At 71.5% G+C, this 24,574-nt stretch carries 17 protein-coding genes and 1 pseudogene; 10 read left to right on the plus strand and 8 right to left on the minus strand.

Features of this window, described 5'->3' with window-relative positions:
- Window positions 1-521 precede the first annotated feature (521 nt).
- The 5 genes from DLJ47_RS03675 (at window position 522) to DLJ47_RS03695 (ending at window position 6,388) form a co-directional block, all read left to right on the plus strand.
- Window positions 522-3,035: a putative bifunctional diguanylate cyclase/phosphodiesterase gene (locus DLJ47_RS03675; RefSeq protein WP_109898689.1), complete on the plus strand. Its 2,514-nt coding sequence runs from the start codon at window positions 522-524 to the stop codon at window positions 3,033-3,035.
- 74 nt (window positions 3,036-3,109) lie between these two features.
- Window positions 3,110-4,399 (plus strand): glycosyltransferase 87 family protein, encoded by a 1,290-nt coding sequence (locus tag DLJ47_RS03680; RefSeq protein WP_109898690.1) that lies wholly within the window; start codon window positions 3,110-3,112, stop codon window positions 4,397-4,399.
- A 106-nt stretch (window positions 4,400-4,505) separates the two neighbouring features.
- Window positions 4,506-5,138, plus strand: coding sequence for a phosphoribosyltransferase (locus tag DLJ47_RS03685; protein WP_109898691.1), 633 nt, complete (start codon window positions 4,506-4,508; stop codon window positions 5,136-5,138).
- A gap of 19 nt (window positions 5,139-5,157) precedes the next feature.
- Window positions 5,158-5,481: a TFIIB-type zinc ribbon-containing protein gene (locus DLJ47_RS03690; protein WP_109898692.1), complete on the plus strand. Its 324-nt coding sequence runs from the start codon at window positions 5,158-5,160 to the stop codon at window positions 5,479-5,481.
- A 175-nt stretch (window positions 5,482-5,656) separates the two neighbouring features.
- Window positions 5,657-6,388, plus strand: a complete 732-nt coding sequence (locus DLJ47_RS03695; RefSeq protein ID WP_233257637.1) for a maleylpyruvate isomerase N-terminal domain-containing protein — start codon at window positions 5,657-5,659, stop codon at window positions 6,386-6,388.
- Window positions 6,389-6,400: 12 nt separating this feature from the next.
- Here the strand turns inward: DLJ47_RS03695 and DLJ47_RS03700 are convergent, their stop codons facing one another.
- On the minus strand, window positions 6,401-9,100 hold the full coding sequence (locus DLJ47_RS03700) for a replicative DNA helicase (protein WP_109898694.1): 2,700 nt from the start codon (window positions 9,098-9,100) through the stop codon (window positions 6,401-6,403).
- A gap of 381 nt (window positions 9,101-9,481) precedes the next feature.
- On the opposite strand from DLJ47_RS03700, the gene DLJ47_RS03705 reads away from it, so the two are divergent.
- Complete coding sequence (locus tag DLJ47_RS03705; protein WP_109898695.1) at window positions 9,482-11,092, plus strand: hypothetical protein; 1,611 nt, start codon at window positions 9,482-9,484, stop codon at window positions 11,090-11,092.
- 154 nt (window positions 11,093-11,246) lie between these two features.
- On the opposite strand, the gene rplI is transcribed toward DLJ47_RS03705, so the two are convergent.
- The 4 genes from rplI to rpsF all read right to left on the minus strand — a co-directional run bounded on the left by rplI (window position 11,247) and on the right by rpsF (window position 12,884).
- Window positions 11,247-11,693, minus strand: coding sequence for a 50S ribosomal protein L9 (gene rplI, locus DLJ47_RS03710; RefSeq protein ID WP_088996664.1), 447 nt, complete (start codon window positions 11,691-11,693; stop codon window positions 11,247-11,249).
- A gap of 14 nt (window positions 11,694-11,707) precedes the next feature.
- Window positions 11,708-11,947, minus strand: a complete 240-nt coding sequence (gene rpsR, locus DLJ47_RS03715) for a 30S ribosomal protein S18 (RefSeq protein WP_007073789.1) — start codon at window positions 11,945-11,947, stop codon at window positions 11,708-11,710.
- Window positions 11,948-11,988: 41 nt separating this feature from the next.
- Window positions 11,989-12,516 carry a single-stranded DNA-binding protein gene (locus DLJ47_RS03720; protein WP_199235687.1) on the minus strand — a complete coding sequence of 176 codons (528 nt, stop codon included), beginning with the start codon at window positions 12,514-12,516 and terminating at the stop codon, window positions 11,989-11,991.
- A gap of 77 nt (window positions 12,517-12,593) precedes the next feature.
- Complete coding sequence (rpsF, locus tag DLJ47_RS03725) at window positions 12,594-12,884, minus strand: 30S ribosomal protein S6 (protein WP_076468436.1); 291 nt, start codon at window positions 12,882-12,884, stop codon at window positions 12,594-12,596.
- 640 nt (window positions 12,885-13,524) lie between these two features.
- Between rpsF and DLJ47_RS03730 the strand changes: the two genes are divergently transcribed.
- From DLJ47_RS03730 to DLJ47_RS03745, 4 genes are all read left to right on the plus strand, one after another.
- Window positions 13,525-14,316 carry a deoxyribonuclease IV gene (locus DLJ47_RS03730; protein ID WP_109898696.1) on the plus strand — a complete coding sequence of 264 codons (792 nt, stop codon included), beginning with the start codon at window positions 13,525-13,527 and terminating at the stop codon, window positions 14,314-14,316.
- The gene (locus DLJ47_RS03735; protein WP_233257638.1) at window positions 14,313-16,691 is read left to right on the plus strand and encodes a hypothetical protein; all 2,379 of its coding nucleotides are present in this window, start codon (window positions 14,313-14,315) and stop codon (window positions 16,689-16,691) included. The genes DLJ47_RS03730 and DLJ47_RS03735 overlap by 4 nt, the downstream gene beginning before the upstream one ends.
- A gap of 95 nt (window positions 16,692-16,786) precedes the next feature.
- On the plus strand, window positions 16,787-17,323 hold the full coding sequence (locus DLJ47_RS03740) for a glycosyltransferase (RefSeq protein WP_109898697.1): 537 nt from the start codon (window positions 16,787-16,789) through the stop codon (window positions 17,321-17,323).
- On the plus strand, window positions 17,295-18,119 hold the full coding sequence (locus tag DLJ47_RS03745; protein WP_109898698.1) for a MerR family transcriptional regulator: 825 nt from the start codon (window positions 17,295-17,297) through the stop codon (window positions 18,117-18,119). The genes DLJ47_RS03740 and DLJ47_RS03745 overlap by 29 nt, the downstream gene beginning before the upstream one ends.
- A 14-nt stretch (window positions 18,120-18,133) precedes the next feature.
- Here DLJ47_RS03745 and DLJ47_RS03750 read toward each other — a convergent pair whose 3' ends face one another.
- The 3 genes and pseudogenes from DLJ47_RS03750 to DLJ47_RS03760 form a co-directional block, all read right to left on the minus strand.
- Window positions 18,134-19,636 (minus strand): glycosyltransferase family 87 protein, encoded by a 1,503-nt coding sequence (locus tag DLJ47_RS03750; RefSeq protein WP_109898699.1) that lies wholly within the window; start codon window positions 19,634-19,636, stop codon window positions 18,134-18,136.
- 223 nt (window positions 19,637-19,859) lie between these two features.
- Window positions 19,860-22,582 (minus strand): annotated as a pseudogene (locus tag DLJ47_RS03755) (transglycosylase domain-containing protein); the annotation flags it as partial.
- On the minus strand, window positions 22,488-24,574 hold a 2,087-nt coding region (locus DLJ47_RS03760), incomplete at its 5' end, for a transglycosylase domain-containing protein (protein WP_109898701.1). The pseudogene DLJ47_RS03755 and the gene DLJ47_RS03760, both read right to left, overlap by 95 nt.

The raw sequence follows: 24,574 nt of genomic DNA on the forward strand, positions 1-24,574 counted from the left end.
AATCGCAACGCCCCCACCACGTCGACTTAGCGGGTATTCAGTTGGTCACCGGCTGCGGCCTGGCAAGCGGAAAGAAGGCCCGAAGTACCGGCCAACCAGCACGAACCCGGCGACAATGAGGGCACGTAAGGGGTTGAGTTCGACACCTGACCGAACCGACGATGAGCTTGTCGAAGCCGGTCGTCAGACTGATTACACGCATTGACTATGACGGGTGGATGTCGCGCAGAGCGACCTGACAAGTGCATAGCGAAAGAAGCGTTCGCATTGCGTCAGGATCATCGAACTGACCGTGACAATCCAATGCCGTATTAGCTCATATTGCGCATATGGACATTTATCATCCCAAACCAGCGGCAAGCTCCCTTAGGCTGACCCCATCGAAGCCGTTACCGATCAGCTGGGGGTCGAAATGACGTCGAACGAATGGGGCTGAGTTGTCGTTGAGTCACCTTCTGTAGGTGACCACGATCGCAGTACTCTTGCGGAGCGCAGCCGTCGGTGACGACCGAGGATGACGGGTGGCTCCACAGGATCGACAGACTGGGACCGATCGGCAGCTACGGCTGCTAGTCGGTCTCGTCGTCGTTGTGGCCGGCCTGGCCGGAGCCGTCGCCGCGACCCGGGTACCGCTGCACGGACTGCCGGACACGGCGGTCGTCTGGGCGGCCCTGATCTCCCTGGTGGCGGTGGGCTTCACGGTCAAGGTACGGATCCGGATCCGCGCCACCCACCACAACATCGCCTGGACCGAGACCGCGATCATGATCGCGCTCGCGGTGGCGCCGATACCGACGGTGGTCCTGGCCACCGGCGCCGGCGTCGCCATCGCCGCGGCGCTGGCCCGCTTGACGCCCGTCAAGGCGCTCTTCGGCGTCGGCAAGAACATGCTGGTCGCGACGGTGGCCGGCCTGGTGCTCCACGCCAGCGGCTGGCAGACCAACACCGGCGCCGTCCTCGAGGTGGTCGGCCCGATCGCCACGGCGTACCTGGCCGCGGTGGTGGTCGACGAGGCGATCACGCTACCGGTCATCGCGCTCGCGACCCGCACCCGGCTCAGCGCCCTGTTCCGCGGCGACTGGGATCTCCGGCTGGGGGGAGGGCTGGCCCGACTCCTCGTCATCATCGGCACGGTCTTCATCATCAGGATCGACAACCGCCTGCTGCTCGCCGTGCCGCTGCTCGTCCTGAGCCTGCACCTGGCCTACTCCACCCGGTTCCGGGCCCGCACCGAGCAGCAGGCCTGGCAGCGGCTGGCCCGCACCACCGACGCGCTGAACGTGGTCGACCTCGACAAGGTCCTCACCACCGCGGTCACCCAGGCCGCCGAACTCTTCTCCGCCGACGAGGTGGAGATCGAGCTCCGCGACGGCGGCCACACCGTCCGGGGCGGCGCCGGCGGCATCACCTACGACGGACCGGCCGGCCAGCCCACCACCCTGGACGGCACGGTCGTCCCGGCCGCGCTGGAGGGGCACGACCGGGCGGTCGACGTCGGCGTGCTCCGGCTGCGGTTCCGGGGGCCGGTTCAGCTCTCCGAACGCGAGCAGTACACGCTGCGCACCTTCGCCTCGGCCCTGTGCACCGCCGTGCGCAACGCGCAGGCGTACGCCGAGCTGGCCCGGGTCGCCGACGAGCACGCGTACGCCGCCACCCACGACCCGCTCACCGGGCTGGCCAACCGGCGGCACCTGCTGGAGCAGGGCACCGAACAGCTCAGCGCCCGGCACGCCGACGGGGTAACCGCCCTGGTGCTGATCGACCTCAACCACTTCAAGGAGGTCAACGACACCCTCGGGCACGCCGCCGGCGACCAGGTGCTGGTGCAGGTCGCCGACCGGCTGCGCGGCGCCGCCCAGGACAGCGACCTGGTGGCCCGGCTCGGCGGCGACGAGTTCGCCGTGCTGCTGCGCGGGCTGCCGGCGCCCGCGGTGGCCGCGCACCGGGCCGAGACGCTGCTCGGCGCGCTGCACGAGCCGTTCGACCTGGACGGCATGCGGATCAGCGTGGAGGCCAGCGGTGGGATCGCCGCCGCCCCGGCCAGCGGCGGGATGCCCGAACTGCTGCGCCGCGCCGACGTGGCCATGTACCAGGCGAAGCGCGCCGGCCAGCGGACCTCCACCTACGCCCCCAACCGGGACACCGCCGACCTCGGCCGGCTGGCCCTCGGCGGCGAACTGCCCCGCGCGGTGGCCGACCAGGAGTTCACCGTCAACTTCCAGCCGATCGTCGACCTGGGCACCGGCGAGGTGACCGGCGCCGAGGCGCTGGCCCGCTGGCACCACCCGGTGCACGGCGTGATCGACCCGCTGCGCTTCCTGGAGGCGGTGGAACGCTCCGGCCTGCTCCCCGCCTTCGCCGAGGCGATCCTCGACCAGGCGCTGCTCGCCGCGGGCAGTTGGCGCGACGCCGGCTTCGACGTGCCGGTGGCGGTCAACGTCTCCCCACGCAGCCTGCTCGACGCCCGCTTCCCCGGCTCGGTGCTGGCCCGGCTGCGCGCCCACGACCTGCCACCCGACCGGCTGGTGCTGGAACTGACCGAGACCCTCACGCTCAGCCAGCTCGACGTGGTCGACCGGGTGCTCAGCCGGCTCCGCGACGAGGGCGTCCGGCTGGCCCTGGACGACTTCGGCACCGGCTACTCGTCGCTGTCGCTGCTCTCCCGGATCCCGGTCCACGAGTTGAAGATCGACCGGAGCTTCGTCACCGAGATGGAGACGTCGGCCGAGGCGGCCGCGGTGATCCGCTCCACCCTCGACCTGGGGCGCAGCCTCGACCTCGCCGTCGTGGCCGAGGGCGTCGAGCGGGAACCGCAGCGCCGCGCGCTCTGGGAGCTGGGCTGCGCCGCCGGGCAGGGCCACCTCTTCGGCCGGCCGATGCCCGCCGGCACCCTGCTGGCCGCGCTGCAACGCGGCTCCGGCGGCAGCCCCGGATCGCTGGCGGCCCCGCTGCACGACGCGGGCGCGGTGATCCGGCTCGCCCCGGGCCGCCGGCAGAACGGCCGCGGCCGCACCGACCGGCACCTGCCCGCCTGAACCGGATCCGCGCCCGCCGACTCCACCCCGTCGGCGTGCGAGCCGACCGCCGACGGTCTGCCAGACTGGCGCGCGTGACCGCCGCCCCCACCACTCGACGTCCCGTCTGGCAGCGGCTGGACACCGCCGCCGGCGGCCTCGCCCTCGACCTCGGGCTGTACGCCGTCTCCGCCGCGTTCGCCGCGATCACCGCCGTCACCTCCACCCTGCTCCCGCACCGGGCCTGGGGCGGCATCGCCGCGGTCGGCTACCTCCTCGCCGCCCTCGCCGCGACCGCTCAGCTGCTGCTGCACCGCCGGTCACCCGGGTCGCCGCTGACCGGGCTGCCGGCCCGCTGGGCGGTCACCGCCTTCGCCTGGGTCACCACCGCCCTGCTGCCGCTGGTCGCGCAGAGCGTGCAACGGGCCGGTGGGCGCACGGACCGGGCGCAGGAGGAGGTGCTGGTGGTCGAGGACTCCGGCGGCCGGCTCGTCGACACCGGCACCCCCTACCTCGGGCACGACGCGATCGCCGCCCTGCCGCCCGGCGAGCAACTGCTCGGATACACCCCGTACCAGCCGGGGATGGCGCTGTTCGGGCTGCCCCGGGCCGCCGTCGACACCTGGTGGACCGACGCCCGGGTGTGGTTCGCGGTCGGCACCGCGGTCGCCCTCGCCCTGGCCGTCCGCGCCCTGCGCCGGCCGGGCGGCCGGACCACCGGCCGGGACGGGGCACTGCTGCGCGGCGTGCAGGCGGCGACCGTACTGCCGATCTGCGCGCTCACCCTGGCCACCGGCGGCGACGACCTCCCGGTCCTCGCGCTCTGCCTGCTCGCGCTGGCCTTCGCCGCCGCCGACCGGCCCGGCGCGGCGGGCGTCGCGGTCGGCGTCGCCGGCGCGCTGAAGCTCTTCGCCTGGCCGGTCGCCCTCGTCCTGGTCATCTGGGGAGCGACCCGCCGGGCCGGGCTGCGGGTCGCGGCCGGCGCCCTCGGCCTGCCGGTCGCCGCGCTGCTGCCCGTGCTGCTCGTCGACCGGGACGCGCTGGTCGAGAACGTGCTCCGCTTCCCGCTCGGCCACGGCCTGGTCACCAGCCCGGCCCAGTCCCCCTTCCCCGGGCACCTGATCGCCACCACGCTCCCGGGCGGCCGGATGGCCGCCGCCGCGCTGCTCGTCGCGGCCGGGCTGGCGATCGCCGTCCGGCTCACCCGCCGCCCGCCGCGCAGCGCCGTCGCCGCCGCGCTGATCTGCGGGTACGGGCTGCTCGCCGCGATCCTGCTGATGCCGACCACCCGGTTCGGCTACCTGCTCTACCCGGTGGCGTTCCTGGTCTGGGCGCCCGCGCTACGGCCGGTGCCGGTGAACGCGCCCGCCACGACGTCACCGTGAGGCTCGCGCCGGCGCGGCGAGCCGACCGCGGCCGAGCGCACCGCACCGGCCGACCGGTTCCGGCAACTGGCGGGCGAAGGACGGCGGCAGGGCGTACACCTGGAACATGACCACCTACCGCGACCGGGCCGAGGCGGGCCGGATGCTCGCCGACCGGCTCACCGCCCTGATCGGCGAACCGGACGTCATCGTGCTCGGCCTGGTGCGCGGCGGCGTACCGGTGGCCGAGGTGGTCGCCGAACGGCTCGGCGCGCCCCTGGACGTACTGGTGGTACGCAAGCTCGGCATGCCCTGGGCGGCCGAGGTCGCCTTCGGCGCGCTCGGACCGGGCGGCGTGCAGGTGCTCAACGACCAGATCGCGAGCCGGCTCAGCGCCGAGGACATCGCCGAGGTCAGCCGCCGCGAGCAGGCCGAACTGGACCGGCGGGAGCGGCTCTACCGGGCCGGCCGGCCACCGCTGAACCTCTCCGGGCGTACCGCCGTGATCGTCGACGACGGGCTGGCCACCGGCGCCACGGCCCGGGCCGCCGTGGCGGTCGCCCGCCGGCTGGGCTCCCGCCGGGTGGTCGTCGCCGTGCCGGTCGGCTCCCAGGAGGCGTACGAGATGCTCTCCGCCGAGGCCGACCAGGTCGTCTGTGCCCAGCACCCGCCGGAGTTCATGGCGGTCAGCGCCTACTACGACGACTTCCACGAGGTCTCCGACGACGAGGTCACGGAGGCGCTGACGGCGACCGCGTGACCGGACCGGGTACCGTCGGGTGATGAGCCTCACCTGTCCCAAGTGTCACGGAGAAATGCGCCAGTACGAGCGCAGTGGCGTCGTCATCGACCAGTGCGGGGAGTGCCGGGGGATCTTCCTCGACCGCGGCGAACTGGAGAAGCTGTTCGAGGCGGAGGCGAACTGGAACCGCCAGCACGCCGCCGCTCCGGCCGGGCAGCCCGGGCAGCCCGGCCAGCCTGGTCAGCCGCAGGGGGGCTACCCGCCGGCCCCGGCCTACGGCGGCCACGGCCAGCACTACGGCTACCACGGGCACTACCGGCGCAAGAAGCACAAGAGCTTCCTCGACGAGATGTTCGGCTGAGCACCGAAACCGACCGGGCCGGCGCCTCGCCGGCCCGGTCGCGCCCGTCGGCGTGCCGAACCCGGCCGACCGTGCGACGCTGCCTCCCATGACGCCCGAGAGACCGTCGGGAAGCCGCGGACCGAGCGAGCCGGAGGCCGGCCGGGGATCCGGCACCGCGGCGACCGGTCCGGCCGTGAGCGCGGCGATCTCCGCGGTCGGCGGTCCCCGGCCGGGCCCGCCGCAGGGCTCCGCCGTTCCCGGGCACATCGCGCTGGCGCAGGCGTACGACGGGATCACCCGGGTGGTGGCCGACCTGGACGACGCCGACCTGCAACGCCCGACCCGGTGCCGCGGCTGGCTCGTCGCCGACCTGCTGCTGCACGTCCTCGGCGACGCGCAGCGGGCGCTGGTCGCGCTGGCCAGCCCCGCCGACGGCCCGGCCACCGTGGACGACGTCAGCTACTGGCGGGGCTTCCCGGGCGAAGCGGACGACAGCGCCGCCCGGCACGCCTGGTGGGTGCGCCGCTCGGCGGCCGCCTTCGAGCGACCCAGCGGCGTGGTCCGGCTCTGGTGTGACACCGCCCCCGCTGCGGTACGCGCCGCCGGCCGGGCGGACCGGGACGGCTTCGTCAGCACCCAGGGCCAGGTCCTACGGGTGCCCGACTTCCTCGCCACGCTCACCACCGAGGCGGTCGTCCATCACCTCGACCTGGTGCTCGACCTGCCCGACGCGCCCCGCCCCGGCGTGCTCGCGGTACGCGTCGCGGTGACCACCATGGACGGCCTGCTCAGCGACGACGCGGTCCGGCCGGCCGGCTGGAGCGACGAGGAGTTCCTGCTCAAGGCGACCGGACGGCTGCCGCTGACCGACCGCGACCGGCTGGAACTCGGCGAGGTCGCCGGCTGGTTCCCGCTGCTCGGCTGAGCGCCGACGAGGCTAGACGATGGCCATGTCGACGAAGCGGGACAGGTGCAGCTGCGCGGCGACGGTGATGGTGTCGGTCGGACCATTTCGGTGCTTGGCAACAATAAAGTCCGCCTCTCCAGCCCGGGGTGACTCCTTGTCGTAGTAGTCGTCCCGATGCAGCAAGATGACAACGTCAGCATCCTGCTCGATGGAGTTGTGGGTGGCGATGCCGTTCGCGATGAAGTTGTGCGTCCCCATCACGGTCGCGTCGAAGACCTCCCGCTCTCCGATCGACTCGATCGATACGATCTCATCCCAGAAGATGTCGTTCGTGGCGTGCAGGTCGAGGTCAGCGGCGTCGAGGACAGTAGCAATCTTGGCAAGTCTGGATCGACTCGGCGCGCGCTTCCACAGCGCGCTCCCGCAGAACTGGGTGCCGATCGCACTGGCGAACTCGCGATGAGTCATCCCCTGCTCTGCGAGGATCTGCCTGACCCTGGTCCAGACCTCGCGAGGCACCGTGTCGACGTTGGTGTTGCTCTCCATCGCCTCCAACGAGCCGAGCAGGCCGACGCAGTTACGAGACCGTTCCCCGTGCACACCGATCTCGCGCAGGAAGCGCAACTGGTCGTCCCGCCCAGAGATGTCGAGGGTGTACTGGGGGCGGTGACGCGTAACAGGCACGGCCTTCAGGCGGGCAGTGATGCCGTACCTGAGCAGAAGGCGTGAGACGTCCTCAAGCATCCTGCGGCTCGTCGAAGCGAAGTACACCCTGCCGCCGCGGCCTGACCTGTTGACCGTCACCGAGCCGTCAGTCGCCCACAGATGCCGCAGGAAAGTGGTGATCTGCTCCTTGGGCAGACCGAAGACCCCCTGCGGAATGAACTTCTCGTGCGACCTGAGCCCGAACAGGCCCAGCCCATCCAACCACTCGGCGACCGGGTTGCGCCGGCCGCGAGCCAGGCGGTACGGCGCGGGCAGCCGAAGGGTCGTCACTCTGGCGGCTTCGTACTCGTCACGCACTGCGGAGATGCCGAAGTGCTTCGCCGCCTCCGACACCGCCTGAAGGTTCATCTCGTCGCGGCTGGCGTATCGGATCGGCTGACGACGTACGAACGAGCCATCGCCGAGGAGGTGCGCCAGCAGCACGACCTCGGCCTCTGCCCACGGCCGGATCTCAAGTGGTGGTGGCACGTGCCTCGGCGTGGCGAGCCGGGTCCCTGGCGCCAGTTCGGCGAGTGGCATCCATCCGCCGAAGGTGAGGAAGGGATGGTTGGCCGTCGCGTCGATCTGCTTCCCGGATGCCAGCGTCATCCGGAAGACCTCACGGGTGCCGCTCGGGAAGACATGGGTCATGGTGCGCGGCGTGTAGCGCAGGCTGTCGTCAAGCGCCCAGACCGGCACGTCCCTGGTTCCAGCGCTCAGCAACTCGCCGAGCGTGACCTCTGAGTTGTCGTCGGCGCGAATCAGCCGAGTCTCGGCGGTCAAGCAGCCTGACTCCCGAAGGTCGGACAACTGGGGTCGCTTGTCGGTGCGCTGCTCCGGGCCACGGTTCAGCTGGCTGACGGCGATGACCGGGCACTCGACTTCCTTGGCCAGCAGCTTGAGGCCTCGGGACAGGTCCGCGACCTCCTGCTGGCGGCTCTCGGTGCGCTTCGGCGAGGTCATCAGCTGGAGGTAGTCGACCACGATCATCTTCAGGTCGTGCCGCTGCTTGAGCCGCCGCGCCTTGGCCCGGATCTCCATCAGGTTCATGCTCGGCGTGTCGTCGACGAAGAGCGGCGCCTCGCTGATCTCGCCCATGCACCGGGCCAGCTTGGTCCAGTCGTCGTCGGAGAGCTGACCGCTGCGCAGCACGTGCAGCGGCACCCGGGCCTCGGCCGAGAGCAGTCGCATGACGATCTCGACCTTGCTCATTTCCAGCGAAAAGATGGCCGCGGCCTGATTGGCACGAATTGCGGCATTTCGGGCAAAGTCCATACTTGCGGTCGATTTGCCCAGACCAGGCCTGCCTGCCACGATGATAAGTTGCCCCGGGTGCAGGCCGTTGAGCAGCCGATCGAGATCGGTGAAGCCGGTCGGCACGCCGGTCATCACACCGCCCTGGGCACCCACCGCCTCGATCTCGTCGAGGGTCGGCTGGAGCATGTCGGCGAGGACGGCGAAGTCCTCGCTGACCCGGCGCTCGGTGACGTCGTAGACCGCCTGCTGGGCGAGGTCGACGATGTCGTCGACGTCCCGGCTGCCGCCGTTGGCGGTGCCGTAGCCGAGCTGCACGATCTTGGTGCCGGCCTCGACCAGTCGTCGGAGCACCGCCCGCTCGCTGACGATCCGCGCGTAGTACGCGGCGTTCGCCGCGGTCGGCACGCTGGCGATCAGGGTGTGCAGGTAGGGGGCGCCGCCCACCCGCACCAGGTCGCCCGAGTCGGCCAGCGCCGCCGCCACCGTGATCGAGTCGGCCGGCTCGCCCCGGCCGTAGATCTCCAGGATGGTGTCGAAGATGGTGGCGTGCACCGGCCGGTAGAAGTCGTTGGTCTTGAGGATCTCGACGACGTCGGCGATCGCGTCCTTGGAGAGCAGCATGCCGCCCAACACGCACTGCTCGGCGGCGACGTCCTGCGGCGGGGTGCGGTCGAACTGCCCGTCGGGCTGCGCCGGGACGGGCGGCGGCCCTCCGGAGCGCGACTCCGACCGCATGTCATCGGTGACCGACACCGGGCCCCCCTCCACTGCGTCGGATCCTCATCCAGCTCTACCGCCGGGGTACGACAATCTCCCGACCGGCCGGGTCGATCGGGGGTCATCTCGCGGTCGGTCGGGGGGTAACCATACGGAAACCGAGCTCAGGCACTCAACAGCCCCGGTGGACGAGCCTCGGGACAACCTGTGGACGCCGGTGGGCGAGCATGTGCGCAGGGTGTGCACAGGCTGTGGACAACCGCTGGGGAATTCCTGGCCATACGACTCTGACCTGGGGAACCGCGATCCCCACCCTGTGGACGGCAAGTTTTCGGTCGATCCCGTGGGTCGATCGTCCCGTACTATCTCCAGCGAACGGCTACACCTGGACAGCGGATTGCGCTATCGGTTGAGAAGGGTCACGCTCCGGCCGTGAGTTACCGGGACTGGGGACGCGGAGAGGATGGTCCGCGCGAGCGACGATCGGTCGCCCGCTGGGACGATCCCGCCGGTCCGCTCCCGGCGGATCCCTACTCCGCTGACGTCGAGGGCTACCGGACGCCGAGCCGCCGTCGGGCGATCGAGCGCGGTCAGCAGGAGCCGGTCGACACCTACCTGCCGCGCTGGGCGCTGGAGTCGGGCGTACGCAGTGCCGACGGTGGTGGCCGGCACGCCGCTCCGGACGACGACGACATTGACCCGCCATCCTCCGGTGGTGGCTGGCGGACGACCGACGCCACGGGCGACTGGCGGACGGGTGAGTCCGTGAGCGACTGGCGTACCGGTGAGGCCACCCGCGACTGGAGGGCTTCCGAGTCCCCGGGTGACTGGCGGGCGAGTGGGAGCACCACCGGCTGGCGCCGCGTCGCCGAGACCAGTTGGCGGGAGATTCCGGCGATCGAAGCCGCACCCGCGTCGGACCACACCCGGGAGTGGACCTTCGACCGCCCGCAGGAGCAGGGCCAGGGGTACGTGGGCAGCCGCCGCGCCGGTGACGATCCGGTCTCCGGAGTCCCGCCGCAGAGCCGCCCGCGCCGCACGCCGTCCCGTCAGCAGCAGGTGATCTGGTCCGGCGGCGAGGAGGAGACCACCGGCCCCACCGCCGAGCCGGATCTGGAGCGGCCGTCCCGGCGGAGCCGGCGGGCGTCGGCCGAGTCCTGGACCCGGCCGGCCGACGACCCGTGGGAGCGGAGCGCGGAACCCGACGAGCCGGCGTACCGCCCGGCGGTGGATCCGTGGGACGCCTCGGGAATGCACGCGTGGCAGCCGGCCGCCGGCGCGGACCGCTGGGACCGGACGTCGGGCACCGGCCGGTGGGACGAGCCGGACAGCACCGGCCAGTGGCACCAGCCGGACAGCACCGGGCAGTGGGACCGGTATCCCGACGACGGGTGGGACCGGACGGCGCCACCGCGCTCGGGCGGCTCCGCCGGGACGTGGTCGTGGCCGGGGCAGGACGGGTCGGAGGAGGGGTTCTGGTCGGGCACCCGGTTGGCCGGCGACGACCCCCGCTGGGTGGACGCACCGGTGTCGGCCCCACGCTCGCCGGTGGTCGGCTACACCGCCCCGCGCCCGCGCTCCGCGCCACGCCGGCGCGTCGAGCCGGTCGGCGCGCCGGGGGCCGTACGACGGGCCCAGCCGGTGGGCGCGCAAGCCTGGACGCGACGTCTCGAGGACGATCTGCTCGACCCGGATCAGGGCGGTTCGCTGCGGCCGCTGCTCTACACCGCCGCCTGCTACCTGCTGCCGGCGGTGATGGTCTTCTTCTGGTTGCTGACCCTCGACGGCCAGGCGCCGGCCGGTTGCGTGACCGACATCAGCGGCGGTGGTTGCGACTCGCCGCGTTCCCGGGCGCTCGGTTCGATGTTGGAGGGCATGCCGCGTTTCGGGCTGGCCTTGGCGAGCAGCCTGGTGGTGGCGCTGCTGCTGCGTCGGGTGGGGACCACCTGGCGGTCGACCACGGTGGCGCTCGCCGCCGCAGTGGTGGGCGGTGGCCTGTCCACGGTGATGATCAGCGCGGTGACCGGCCAGCCGATCGGCTGACGTTCCCCGCACGCCGCCCGCACGGGGTCCGTAGCGCGGCGGCGTGCCGGCCGCACACGCAGATGGACGGGCTGAACCGGCGCGCCACGTAGGGAAGAAGCAGGGCCCCGCACCGGTCGATCGGTGCGGGGCCCTGCTGTGGTGCTGGTGGGTGTCAGCCCTGGACGACGTTGAGGTCGAACTTGGCGGTCACCTCGGGGTGCAGCTTGATGCGCACCGGGTAGGAGCCGATCGACTTGATGTGACCGGGCAGCTCCAGCCGACGGCGGTCGAGGACCGGACCGCCGGCGGCCTTGACGGCGTCGACGATCTCGGCCGGGGTGACCGAGCCGAAGAGCCGGCCACCGTCGCCGGCGCGGGCCTTCAGGTTGACCTTGAGACCCTCGAGCTGGTCCTTGACCTCGTTGGCGTGGCCGAGGTCGCGGATCTCGCGGGCGGAGCGGGCGCGCTTGATGAGCGTCACCTGCTTCTCCGCACCCTTGGTCCAGGCGATCGCGAAGCCCTGCGGCAGCAGGTAGTTACGGCCGTAGCCGTCCTTGACCTCCACGATGTCGCCCGGGGCACCGAGGCCGGACACCTCCTGAGTCAGGATGATCTTCATGTCGGTGCCTCCTCTCAGCGCGCCGTCGCGGTGTACGGCAGGAGCGCCATCTCACGGGCGTTCTTGACCGCACGGGCGATCTGCCGCTGCTGCTGCGAGGTGACGCCGGTCACCCGCCGAGCGCGGATCTTGCCGCGGTCGGAGATGAACTTGCGCAGCAGCGCGGTGTCCTTGTAATCGATGTAGGTGATCCCGTCCTTGTCGAGCGGGTTCACCTTCTTCTTCGGCTTGCGCAGTGCCGCAGCCTTGGCCATTGCTCTTGCTCCTGGTTTGCGATCGCGGGCGCTCGGCGCCATTAGAACGGGGGCTCCTCGTCGAAGTTTCCGCCGCCCGAACCGGAACGGGAGGGCGCGGGGGCAGCCGAGGCCCAGGGGTCGTCGAAGTTGCCTCCGCCGCCCTGGCCACCACCGCCACCGAAGCCGCCGCCACCGCCGCCGGAGCGGGACATCTTCTGCACCTTCGCCGTGGCGTAGCGCAGCGACGGGCCGATCTCGTCGACCTCCAGCTCGATGACGGTGCGCTTCTCACCCTCGCGGGTCTCGTAGGACCGCTGACGCAGCCGGCCGGACACGATCACGCGGGTGCCACGCTGGAGCGACTCCGCGACGTGCTCGGCGGCCTGCCGCCACACCGTGCACGAGAGGAACAACGGCTCGCCGTCCTTCCACTCGCCGGACGCCTTGTCCATGAACCGGGGCGTCGAGGCGACCCGGAACTTGGCGACCGCGGCACCGGAGGGGGTGAACCGCAACTCGGGGTCATCGGTCAGGTTGCCGATGACCGTGATGGTGGTGTCTCCTGCCATGACCATCTCCTCGCGCACTCATCCGTTCTGCCGTACAGGTTCTCAGAACCCTCCGACAGCCCGGTGAGGCTGATCCGGGCGTTACCGGGGAATGCTCAGCGCATCTCCGGCCGGATGACCTTGGTGCGCAGCACCGACTCGTTGAGTCGCAGCTGACGGTCCAGCTCGGCCACCGCCGCAGGCGTCGCCTGCAGGTCGATGACGGCGTAGATGCCCTCGGCCTTCTTGTTGATCTCGTACGCGAGGCGCCGGCGGCCCCACACGTCGGTCTTCTCCACCGAGCCACCCGCGGTCCGGATCACGTTCAGGTACGTGTCGAGCGACGGGGCGACGGTGCGCTCCTCGAGGCTGGGGTCGAGGATCACCATGATCTCGTAATGACGCAAGACGTGCTCACCTCCTGTGGGCTAAGCGGCCACGGTCCTTCCGTGGCAGGAGGTCGTGCGTCGTGGCCCGCTCCGGAGTCGGGGGATCCCACCCGGGCGCGGACAACCGGACCAGGATACCCGGTCCGGACGATCATGTCCGGGCAGGTCGCGGCGGCCGGCGCCGGACGCGGTGACGGGGGCCGGCTCGACAGCACTGTCGTGGCCGGCCCCCGTCAACGAGGCCGCGGGGCGTCCCGTCCGCATTCCTTGGGTGGGACCTGGGGAGGAACGACCACACCGATGAGGTTGGACCGGGGACGCCCCGCGGAGCTTTATCATGTTGTTACCCGACGATACGTTGGAACTTGCTGCTTGTCGGGGTAAATGGCTAAATCTCCGACAATTCTTTTCGTGGGCCTTCGGAAGCGCTGGTCGCCGGTGGGGCGGGCCCCCGTCGCGCCGGGCCGCGCGACGGGGGCTGCCCCGCTCTGGCGACGGTCTGCGGCAGCGGGCGGCACGACGTGCGCCACGACCTGCCGGAGAGCCGACCGTCGATCCCACTCCCCTCAACGAGCGCCGAACCGTCCGGTGACGCGGCGGCCCGATTCGGCGGCGGGCGTCACCCCGGTTGTCGGGGACGCGACGTAGGCTCCCCTGCATGCGTATCGGAGCACACGTCGATCCGACCGACCCGCTGGCGGAGGCGACCGCCCGAGCGGCCGAGACCGTGCAGTTCTTCCTCTCCGACCCGCAGGGGTGGAAGGCGCCGAAGCCCCGGGAGGACGCGGAGCGGCTGAAGGCCGCCGACGTCGACCTCTACGTGCACGCGCCGTACGTCATCAACGTCGCCACGCTGAACAATCGGATCCGGATCCCGAGCCGCAAGCTCCTGCTCGGGCACGCGCAGGCGGCCGCGGCGATCGGCGCCAAGGGCCTCATCGTGCACGGCGGGCACGTCAACGCCGGTGACGACCTCGCGGTGGGCTTCAACAACTGGCGCAAGACCTTCGCGTACGCGGCGGAGTCGGGTGGCTTCGGCGTACCGGTCCTGATCGAGAACACCGCCGGCGGCGACAACGCCTGCGCCCGCCGGCTCGACGCGCTCGCCCGGTTGTGGGACGCGGTCGGCGACTACGGCGTCGGCTTCTGTCTGGACACCTGCCACGCCCACGCCGGTGGCGAGGAGCTGCTCGGGCTGGTGGACCGGGTTAAGGCGATCACCGGCCGGATCGACCTGGTGCACGCCAACAACTCCAAGGGCGCGTTCGGCTCCGGCCAGGACCGGCACGACAACCTCGACGGCGGCACGATCGACCCGGAGCTGGTGGTCGCGGTCATCCGCGCGGCCGGCGCACCGGTGATCGTGGAGACCCCCGGCGGGGTGACCGGCCAGGCGGCCGACATCGCCTTCCTCCGGGAGCAGCTCGGGACGGAGAGCCCGGCGGCATGACGACGGACCAGTCCGCCGCCGGCGGACCGCAGCCGGCCGACGCGCCCGGCGCCGAGGGCGCCGCGGCGAAGAAGACCGCGGCCGGCGGGACCGGTCCCGGGAGCGGCACCGGTGCGCGGGAGACGGACGGCCGGACCACGGACGCCGGCCGCGCGACCGACCAGGCCGCCGACGGCAAGGTCGCGGACGGCAGGGCCGGGAACAGCGGAAGCGAGACCGACGGCACCACGAGCGGCAAGGCCGAGTCCGGCGACACGGCCGGATCCAGCAGGACCGCCGAAACCAGGGTCGCGGACGGCAAGGTCGCCGGCGGCACGAGCGCGGACGGCGGGAGCGGGCCCGACAAGCCCGACAGCACCGCGGCCGGCACTAGCGGACCGGGCGACACCGCTGACGACAGGACCGCCGACGACAAGGGCGGATCGGGCGAGACCGCCGACGGCAAGAGCGGAGCGAGCAGGACCGACGGCGCCAACGACGGGTCCGGCAAGACCGACGGCAAGGACAGATCCGGCAAGACCGACGGCAAGGACGGGTCCGGCAAGGACGGGTCCGGCAAGGACGGGTCCGGCAAGAGCGCAGGCGACAAGGACGGCGAGGCCGACCCGTGGGCCGCCTTCGCGCCGGCCCCCGAGCCGGTGCCCACCCGGGTGCGGCGGATCGGGCGGGCGATCGGCCGGGGCCTGATCCACGAGTGGACCCTGGCCACCGTCGGGTCGCTGGTGCTGGCCGTGCTGCTGACCTGGCCCACCCTGCGCTACCCGCGCCACACGCTGCCGCAGGACTACTGGGACCCGAGCCTGCAGGCCTGGCAGATGGCGTGGTCGGGGCACATCCTGCTGACCAACCCGGCGCAGCTGTGGCACGCGAACACGTTCTTCCCCGAGTCGTGGAGCTTCGCCTTCTCCGACACCCTGCTCGGCTACGCGCCGGCCGGGATGCTCGGCACCGGCCCCGAGGCCGCCATCCTGCGCTACAACATCATCTTCGTGCTGGCGCACGCGCTCGCCACGTTCGGGGCGTACGCGCTGGCCCGGCAGCTCGGCGCGGGCCGGATCGGCGCGGCGGTGGCCGGGGTGAGTTACGCCTATGCGCCGTGGCTGCTGGCCCAGGCCGGCCACCTGCACGTGGTCTCCAACGGCGGCATCCCGCTGGCGCTGGCCATGCTGGCCCGCGGGCACGGCTACTCGCTGCGACACGGCTACCGCCCGGAGCGCCGGCACGACGGCTGGGTCTACGCCGGCTGGTTGGTGGCGGCCTGGCAGCTCAGTCTCGGGTTCGGCATCGGGCTGCCGTTCGCGTACTTCCTCGGCGGGACGGTCGTGGTCGCGGCCGTCACCTGGTTCCTGCGCCGCTGGGTGGTCCGGCCGGTGAAGCGCCCGTTCGGGCGCCGGCTGCTGCTCGCCGACCTGGTCGGTGGGGCGATCTTCGCCGGGATCGGCCTGCTGATGGCGCTGCCGTACTTCAAGGTGGCGCAGCTGCACCCGCAGGCGGAGCGCACCATCGGCGACATCTCGATCTTCTCGCCGCCGGCCATCGGCTTCTTCACCGCGCCGGCCGAGTCGCGGGTGTGGGGGAGCCTGCACGAGGGCGCCCGCGCCACGCTGCCGTGGCACCCGGAGATGACCCTGCTGCCCGGCTTCGTGCTCTACGCGCTCGCGGCCGGCGGGCTCTTCTTCTCGGTGTGGAAGCTGCGCCACCGGCTGCTGCTGCTCGCCGGGGTGGTGGTGACCATGGTGCTCGCCATGGGCACCCGGTTCTTCGACGGCACGTTCACCTACGTGCCGCTCTTCGAGCACCTTCCGGGCTGGAACGGCCTGCGGACGCCGGGCCGGCTGATGCTCTGGACCACGCTGCTGCTCGGGTTGCTCGCGGCCGGCGCGGTGAGCGCGTTCGCCGCCCGGGTACGCGAGATCTCCGCCGAGCGGATCCCGTCCTGGCCGAGCCCGGGGCTGCGGCTGGCCACCCTGGTGCCGCTGCTGCTGGTGATCGTCGAAGGGCTGAACACCACCCCGCACCCGGTGGTGCCGCCGCAGCCGGCCGCGATGCGGACGGTGGACGGCCCGCTGCTGGTGCTGCCCAGCAACCAGAGCCTGGACCAGCCGGTGATGCTCTGGTCGACCAGCCGTTTCCAGGACGTGGTCAACGGGGGCAGCGGCTTCACCCCGCACCAGCTCGACGAGGTGCGCCGGGTGGCGGCCGCCTTCCCGGACCAGACCAGCGTCGACTACCTGCGCACCCTCGGGGTGCGCAACGTGCTGCTGATGCGCGACCAGGTGCCCGGTACACCGTGGGAGATCACCATCGACGCGCCGGTGGACGGGCTCGACATCACCCGTGAGGAGATCGGCCAGGTGGTGGTCTTCCGTCTCTGAGCCACGCCGCAGGCGCGGTGGGGTTGCGGGAGGCCCAACCGGATTCGCGGATCCGGCTTGACCCTTACGTCGCGTGAGGCCGGAGGGTGAGGCACATGAGCGACTACTACAACGCTTTCGAGATCAGCCCCGTGCCCGCTCCCGGCCCGGACGCGGTTGCGCCGGAGCCGTTCCGGGGGATCTACGGAATGCCCGCGTTCGTGACGATCCCCACGAGCGATCTGGCGGCGTCGGTGGACTTCTGGGTTCGTGGGCTCGGGTTCTTCGAGCTGTTCAGCATCCCCGGCACGCTCGTGCATCTGCGCCGGTGGGCGTTCCAGGACGTGCTCCTCGTCTCGGCGGCGAGCGTTCCGGCGCAGGCACCGGCGATGAGCGTCAGTTTCTCGTGCGTGCTCAGCCAGGTCGACTCCGTCGTCGAGGCCTGCCGTGCGCTGAACCCGGACTCGGTCGACGGCCCACGGGACACTCCCTGGAACACCCGCGACGTGGAGGTGATCACGCCCGAGAAGGCGCGGATCGTCTTCACCGCGGCGAGGCCCTTTGATCCAGCCAGTCAGGAGGCTCGGAACCTTGAAGCCATCGGGATCACCCCACCTGGCGTCGGTGGCGACGGCGGTACGGAGCACGCCTGATGCCGCTGAGGCCGACGGCCTGACCGTCGGTCAGGTCTCGACGCGGCTGGGCGTGACGGTCCGCGCGCTGCACCACTGGGACGACATCGGTCTGGCGCGACCGTCGCTGCGCACGGCTGCCGGATACCGGCTCTACACCGCCGGCGATCTGGAACGCCTGCACCGCATCGTCGTCTACCGGGAACTCGGCCTCGACCTGGACAGGATTCGGGCCGTCCTGGACGACTCGACCGTGGACGTGCCCGGGGCGCTGCGCGCGCAGCGCACCCAGGTCGCCCAACGGATCGACCGCCTCCAGCAGCTCAGCGCCGGCCTGGATCGGATGATCGATGCCCACGCGCGCGGCCTGCTGCTGACCGTCGAGCAGCAGGCCGCGATCTTCGGCCCCGACTGGAACCCGGACTGGCCCGCCCAGGCCCGGCAGCGCTACGGAGACACGACGCAGTGGCAGCAGTACGCCGAACGCTCAGCCGCTCGTGGTCCGGAGGAATGGCAGGCCATCGCCGACACCATCGCCGACCTCGACCGTGCCCTCGCGGACGCGGTGGACGCCGGTGTCACCCCTGGCAGTCCGGAAGCGAACCGGCTCGTCGAGCGGCACCGTGAGGTGTTCGGTTCGTACTTTCCCCTCACCCGGCAGATGCAGGTCTGCCTCGGCCGCATGTTCGAGGCCGATCCGGCGTTCGCTGCCCACTACGACGGCATCCGCGCCGGCCTCGCCACGTGGTTCCGGCAGAGCATCGACGCCAGCGCGCGTGCCCACGGCATCGACCCCGACACCGCCACCTGGCAGTAGCGCCGCCGGTCAGCCTAGGGGCTGACCGGCTCGGGCGTGGGCTGGGCCGGTCGGTGTCGCCAGTGGTCGAGCCATCCGGCGTCCGGGGCGCCGTCGAGCACCCCGCCGTCCGGGTCGTCCAGGTAGGTGCCGCGGACCGCGTCCAGCTCCGGGCGCATGATCTCCCGAATGACCAGCGCACAGAGCACCACCACGGTGGTCAGCCGCAGCGTGGCGGCGAGCACGAAGACCCCCTCCGGGAACACCGGCCGGGCGGTGGCCGCGCCGAGCAGTTCGCCGTAGAAGGCCGCGAAGTAGCAGACCTCGGCCGCCTGCCAGGCCAGGAAGGCGCCCCACTTCGGGCGGGCCAGCACGGCCAGCGGCAGCAGCCAGAGCACGAACTGCTGCGACCACACCTTGCTGAAGATCAGGAATGCGGCGACCACCAGGAACGCGAGCTGGGCGAGCCGGGGACGGCGCGGCGCCGCCAGCGCCAGCGCGGCCACCCCGAGGCAGGCCAGCCCGAAGAGGGCGTACGTCAGCACGTTCAGGGTGGGAATGTTGACGTTGAGCCATTCGAACGGGCCGAGGTCGGTGGGGTCCGGGCTGCCCACCTTGTTGTCCAGGTAGCGGCCGATGTACCAGAGGGTGCCCCAGTCGATGGCGCGCTCGGTGTTGAGTTCGAAGAACCGGTCCCAGTTCTCCCGGTACGGGATGGCCACCGGCAGGTTGACCACCACCACGGCGACGATGGCGCTGCCGATGGCGGTCAGCGCGGCGCGTAGCCGCCCGGCGCGCAGGGCGAGCATCAGCACCGGGCCGAGGATGAACAGCGGCCACAACTTGGCGGCCCCGGCCAGGCCGAGCAGGGCGCCGGCCAGGGCGGGGCGGCTGCGTGCCCAGGCGAGCAGCCCGAACGCGGCCAGCCCGATGGCCAGCAGGTCCCAGTTGACAGTGGCGGTGAGCAGCAGCGCTGGCGCGAGCGCGAAGAGCGCGGCGTCCCAGGGTCTGCGGCGGCGCAGGGCGAGGATCACCGCGACGGTGGCCACCGCCAGCGCGCCGAGCACCAGCGCGTTGAGGTTGTAGAACCACTGGCCCTGGTTGAGTTCGGGGTCGCCGGTGCCGAGCGCGTGCACGGGCAGGCCCAGCGCGCCCATCAGGTAACCGGTCAGCACCGGGTACTCGACTGGGTGGTCGCGGTAGGGGACCTTGCCCTCGTTGAGCCCCTCGGCGTAGTAGAGCGCCAGCACGTCGGTGTAGCAGAACCGGGTGTACTGCACGTTGTTCTGCCAGGCGCCGTCCTGGCACGGCGACTTCTGCACCCAGTGCAGGGCCAGGGTCAGGCAGACCAGGGCCAGCACGATCCGGGCGGCCGTCCAGAACCGGCGCTCCCGGCCGGCCGGCCGGTCCAGCGCCACCGCGTGGTCACCCAGCGGGCCGCCGATCAGTCCGGAGAGCCCCCGGACGAACCCGTCGGAGCGGGACGGGTGATCGGGGGCACCGGGCTCGTCGATGCCGGGCGTCGACTGCGTGCTCATGAACGAGCATCCTGCCGTACGGGCGGGCTCCGCGTCCCGTCCCGCCCGACTTGTCGTACCCGAAACGCCGCCGGCGGCCGGTGTCGTGGTCCGGCCGCCGGCGGCGCCCGTGGGGTCAGTACCGCTCGGTCGTGCGGGGTGGGGTGGTGGGTGACAGTCCACCGCCGGTCCCGCCGTTGTCGGGTGGTGGCGGGGTGGCCGGGAGCGTCGGGATGGTGGGCGTCCCGCCGCCGTTGTCGCCGCCGCCCGGCGGGCAGAGCGGGTTCAGCGGGTCCGGGCAGCCCGGCTGCTGCGGCTGGGTGGGCGGCGGCGACGGCGGGGCGGGCTCGGTGCCGTTGCCGGCCTCCGCGTCGCCCATCCCGGTGACGGCGGGCAGGTCGGAACTGGCCTTGCCCTTCAGCGCCGCGTCCATGTACCGCTTCCACAGCTTGGCCGGGAAGCTGCTGCCACCGATGTCGTTGCCGTCGTCGTCGACGATCGTGGGCTTCTTCGCATCCCGGCTGCCGACCCAGACCGCGGTGGCGACGTTCTTGTCGTACCCGACCATCCAGGCGTGCGCGTTGCGCGGCGTGCCGTTGTACTCCCAGGTGCCGGTCTTGCCGGCCGCGTCCCGGCCGCCGTCCAGGTTGGCGTTGTTCTTCTCGGGAATCTCCTTCAGCACCGCGGTCACCTCGCGGGCGACCTCCGGCCGGATCCGCTGCTGCCCGCCCTCCTTGTGCAGCTGCTCCGCGGCCCCCGGCACGTTCACCCACTCGCCGGTGGTCTTGTCCTGCTTCTCCACCGACAGGACGAAGTGCGCTTTGTTGTACTTGCCGTCGTTGGCGAGGGTGGCCAGTCCGTTGGCGTGGTCGAGCACGGTGATCGGGTACTGGCCGTAGCCCACCACCCGGTCGAACCTGGTCGGCGCGAGCTCCGCCGGCTCGGAGGCGGTGAGGTCGTACGGCTTGGGCGGGTCGACGGTCCACATGGTGCCGACCCCGGCCCGCTTGGCCATCTCGACCACCTTGTCCGGGCCGATCTCCTCGGTGACGTGGAAGAACGGCACGTTGTACGACCGGATCGTCGACTCCTCCAGGGTGCACCACTTGCCGCACACGCCCGCGCCCCGGCCGGCGTTCTGCACCTTGTCCTTGAACCCTCTCGGCTTGAAGGGGGTGGCGTCCCAGTGCGACTTGACCGAGATGCCGGCGTCGATGGCGGCGGCCAGCGTGTAGACCTTGAACGAGGAGCCCGGCGGGTGCCCGCCGACGATGTCGCCGTTGGCGTTGGTGTTCCTGCCGGCGTAGTCGAAGTCGGCGCCACTGTCCCCGCCGTAGTAGGCGAGCACCCGACCGTTACGCGGGTTGATGGAGACCGCCGCCGCCATCAGGTTCTTGGGCTGCCCGTACAGCACCGAGCCCTTCTTGTCCGGCTGGGCCGCCGCCTCCAGCGCCTTCTGCAGTTTCCAGTCGATGGTGGTCTTGATCCGGTAGCCGCCGTCGCGCAACTCGTCGACGCACGCCGGCTTCCCCGGCGCGCCGGAGTCGGAGCAGACGCCCCACTGCTCCAGCTCCTGCCGGACGTAGTTGACCACGTTGCCGCTCGGGGTCTTCACGCCGAACCCGTTGCCGTCCTTCGGCGGCGGCAGCACCTTGGGGTACTCGGTAGGCCGGTCCGGTCGACCGGGCACGCCCAGCCAGCCCTCGGCCACCATGCCGTCGATCACGTACTGCCAGCGGGCCTGCGCGTCGGTCGGGTTGACCGCCGGGTCGTAGCCCTGGTGGGTCTGGCTGGCGACGGGCTGCTTGATGAGGGCGGCGAGCACGGCGCCCTGGGCCGGGGTCAGCTTCGCCGCCGAGGTGTCGAAGTAGGTGTGCGCCGCCGCCTCGATGCCGTACGCGCCCCGACCGAAGTAGATGACGTTCAGGTAGTGCTGCATGATCTGCGGCTTGGTGTACTTGTCGTTCAGCTTCGAGACGAGGATCGCCTCCTTCACCTTCCGGCCGTACGTGTCGTCCTGGAGGTTGTCGAACGCGTTCCGGGCGTACTGCTGGGTGATGGTCGAGGCGCCCTGCTTGTCGCCGCCGGTGAAGTTGTTCCACGCGGCCCGGGCGATGCCCTTGTAGTCGACACCGGAGTGCTTGTAGAAGTTCCGGTCCTCGGCGGCGGCCACCGCGTCCTGCACGTGCTGCGGGATCTGGTCGATGGTGACGAACGTCCGGTTCTCCTCGCCGAGCTTCGCCACGATGTTCTTGCCGTCCGCGGCGTACACGGTGGTGGAGAGCGGCAGGTCGGTCACCTCGGGCAGCACCACCCGGGTGGAGTACCAGGTGAAGCCGACGACGCCGAGCCCGGCCAGCATGATGAGGACCGCGAACCCGGCGATCAGCATGTTCAACCGCTTCCGCTTCCGCGCCCGCGCCGCCGCGGCCGGGTCACCCGCGCCGCGTGCACCGCGACCGGGACCGGTCGGCCCGCCGGGGCCACCGGGGCCGCCCGGCCCGCCGGAGACCGGGGACACGCTGGCCCGAGCCACCGCCGCAGAACCGCCGACCCGGGCCCGCCCGGCCGACGCCGCACCCACCGGGGCGGAACCGACCGTCGCCCGGCCGCTCTGCCCACCGGAGGCCGGTGGCGCCGGAACCGGAGCCCGGCCGGGGCCACCGACCGGGGCCCGCGCCGGGTCGCCGTACCGGCCCGGGATCCGGGCCCGCCCGCGTGGGGAATCGGGTTCGCCGTCCACTCCACTCGTGCTCATGAAACCGCATCCTGCCCCACGAGCGGGCTTCGCGTGCCCCCTCTCACGTCGTGGCGGGGACGCGAAACGCCGCCGGCGACCGGATCTCTCCGGCCGCCGGCGGCGTTCACGGGCTCAGTAGCCCGCTGTGGTGCGGGGTGGTGTGCTGGGCAACAAGCCTCCCCCGCCGCCGCCGCGTGGCGGGTCGAACGGGTTGGTCGGCGTGCCACCGTCGTTGTCGCCGCCGTCGTTGCCGCCGCCGTCGTTGCCGCCGCCGTTGTTGCCGTCGCGCGGGCAGAACGGGTTCAGCGGGTTCGGGCAGCCCGGCGGGTTCTGCGGGACGGTGGGCGGCGGTGCCTCGCCGTTGCCGGAATCCGGATCACCCACGTTGGCCGCGGGCGGGAAGTCGAGCTTCTCCCAGTCCTTGGCCTTGTGCGCCTCGTCCATGAACCGTTCCCAGATGGTGCCCGGCAGGTTGCCGCCACTGATCCGGGTGCCGTTCTTCATCTTGAGCGGCTTGCGCTCCTTGACGTTGCCCACCCAGACCGCGGTGGCGATCTGCGGCGTGTAGCCGATCATCCAGGCATCGCCGTTCTCCGGGCTGTCCGGCTTCTGCTCCCAGGTACCGGTCTTGGAGGCGGCCTTCCGGCCGTTGTCGAGCCGGTGGTTGACCTGGGCCGGGTACTGCTCCAGCACCGAGGTCACGTCGGCCACGACGTCCTTGGGGATCCGCTGCTCGCCCTTCAGCTTCTCGCCGCCGCCCGGAACCTTCACCCACTTGCCGGTGTTCTTGTCCACCTTCTCGACGCTGTAGAGGAAGTGCGCCTTGTGGTAGACGCCCTGGTTGGCGAAGGTGGCGACACCGTTGGCGTGGTCCAGCACCGTGATCGGGTACTGGCCGTAACCGACCACGTGGAAGAACGGGCCGTTGGGGTGCGCGATCTTCTCCGGGTCGCTCTCGGTCAGGTCGTACGCCTTCGGCGGGTTGGTGTCCGACCGCCAGATGGTGCTGACCCCGGCGTCGCGGGCCATCTGGATGACCTTGTCCGGCCCGATGTCCTCGGTGACGTGGTAGAACGGCACGTTCAGCGACTTCAGGGTGGAGACCTTCAGCGTGCAGGAGTTGCCGCAGGAGGGGTTGTCCACGCCGGCGTTGCTGACCTTGAACTTGGTGCCCGGCGGCGTGAAGGCCCGGCCCTTCCAGCGCGACTCGAGCGCCTTGCCCTCCTTGAGCGCCGCCGCCAGGGTGTAGATCTTGAAACTCGAACCCGGCGAGTGGCCACCGGTGACGTTGCCGTTGGCGTCGGTGTTCTTGCCGGCGTAGTCGGTGCCGGTGCCGTTGTCGCCGCCGTAGTAGGCGAGCACCCGGCCGGTCTTCGGCTCGACGGCCACCACCGCCGCCATCAGGTTCTTCGGCTGGCCGTTGAGTTCCGAACCCTTCGCACTGCGCTGGGCCGTCTCGACCGCCGCCTTCTGGATCTTCATGTCGATGGTGGTGCGGATCCGGTAGCCGCCGGCCATCAGCGCCTGGGAACAGAGCGGCTTGGCGTCGGTGACGTCTGCCTCGCTCTCGACGCAGAGGCCCTTCTCCCGCATCTCGTCCCGGACGTAGTTGATCACGTTGCCCTGGGGCGTGTTGACGCCGAAGTCGACCCCGACGCCACCCTTGTTCGGCTTCTGGATGTTCTTCGGGTACTCGGTCGGCCGCTGCGGCTTGCCGGGCGCGTCCAGCCAGCCCTCGGCGACCATGCCGTCGATCACGTACTGCCAGCGGCCCTGCGCGTCGGTCGGGTTGACCGCCGGGTCGTAGCCCTTGTGGGTGGCGGTGGCCTGCGGCTGCTTGATCAGCGCGGCCAGCACCGCGCCCTCGGCGACGGTGAGCTTGCTGGCGTCCTTCTTGAAGTACGTCTGCGCCGCCGCCTGGATGCCGTACGCGCCGCGGCCGAAGTAGATCACGTTCAGGTAGTGCTGCATGATCTGCGGCTTGGTGTACTTGTCGTTCAGCTTGGAGGCGAGGATCGCCTCCTTCACCTTCCGCGCGTACGTGTCGTCGTTCAGGTTGTCGTAGGCGTTGCGGGCGTACTGCTGGGTGATGGTCGAGGCGCCCTGCTTGTCGCCGCCGGTGAAGTTGTTCCACGCGGCCCGGGCGATGCCCTTGTAGTCGACACCGGAGTGCTTGTAGAAGTTCCGGTCCTCGGCGGCGGCCACCGCGTCCTGCACGT

The organism is Micromonospora sp. S4605, from assembly GCF_003176715.1.
Classification (GTDB): domain Bacteria; phylum Actinomycetota; class Actinomycetes; order Mycobacteriales; family Micromonosporaceae; genus Micromonospora; species Micromonospora echinaurantiaca.

Coding starts and splice junctions, on each gene's coding strand:
- DLJ47_RS03685 (WP_109898691.1), top strand. CDS start 4,506: ATGACCACCTACCGCGACCGGGCCGAGGCGGGCCGGATGCTCGCCGAC.
- rplI (WP_088996664.1), bottom strand. CDS start 11,693: ATGAAGATCATCCTGACTCAGGAGGTGTCCGGCCTCGGTGCCCCGGGC.
- rpsR (WP_007073789.1), bottom strand. CDS start 11,947: ATGGCCAAGGCTGCGGCACTGCGCAAGCCGAAGAAGAAGGTGAACCCG.
- DLJ47_RS03730 (WP_109898696.1), top strand. CDS start 13,525: ATGCGTATCGGAGCACACGTCGATCCGACCGACCCGCTGGCGGAGGCG.
- DLJ47_RS03735 (WP_233257638.1), top strand. CDS start 14,313: ATGACGACGGACCAGTCCGCCGCCGGCGGACCGCAGCCGGCCGACGCG.
- DLJ47_RS03740 (WP_109898697.1), top strand. CDS start 16,787: ATGAGCGACTACTACAACGCTTTCGAGATCAGCCCCGTGCCCGCTCCC.
- DLJ47_RS03750 (WP_109898699.1), bottom strand. CDS start 19,636: ATGAGCACGCAGTCGACGCCCGGCATCGACGAGCCCGGTGCCCCCGAT.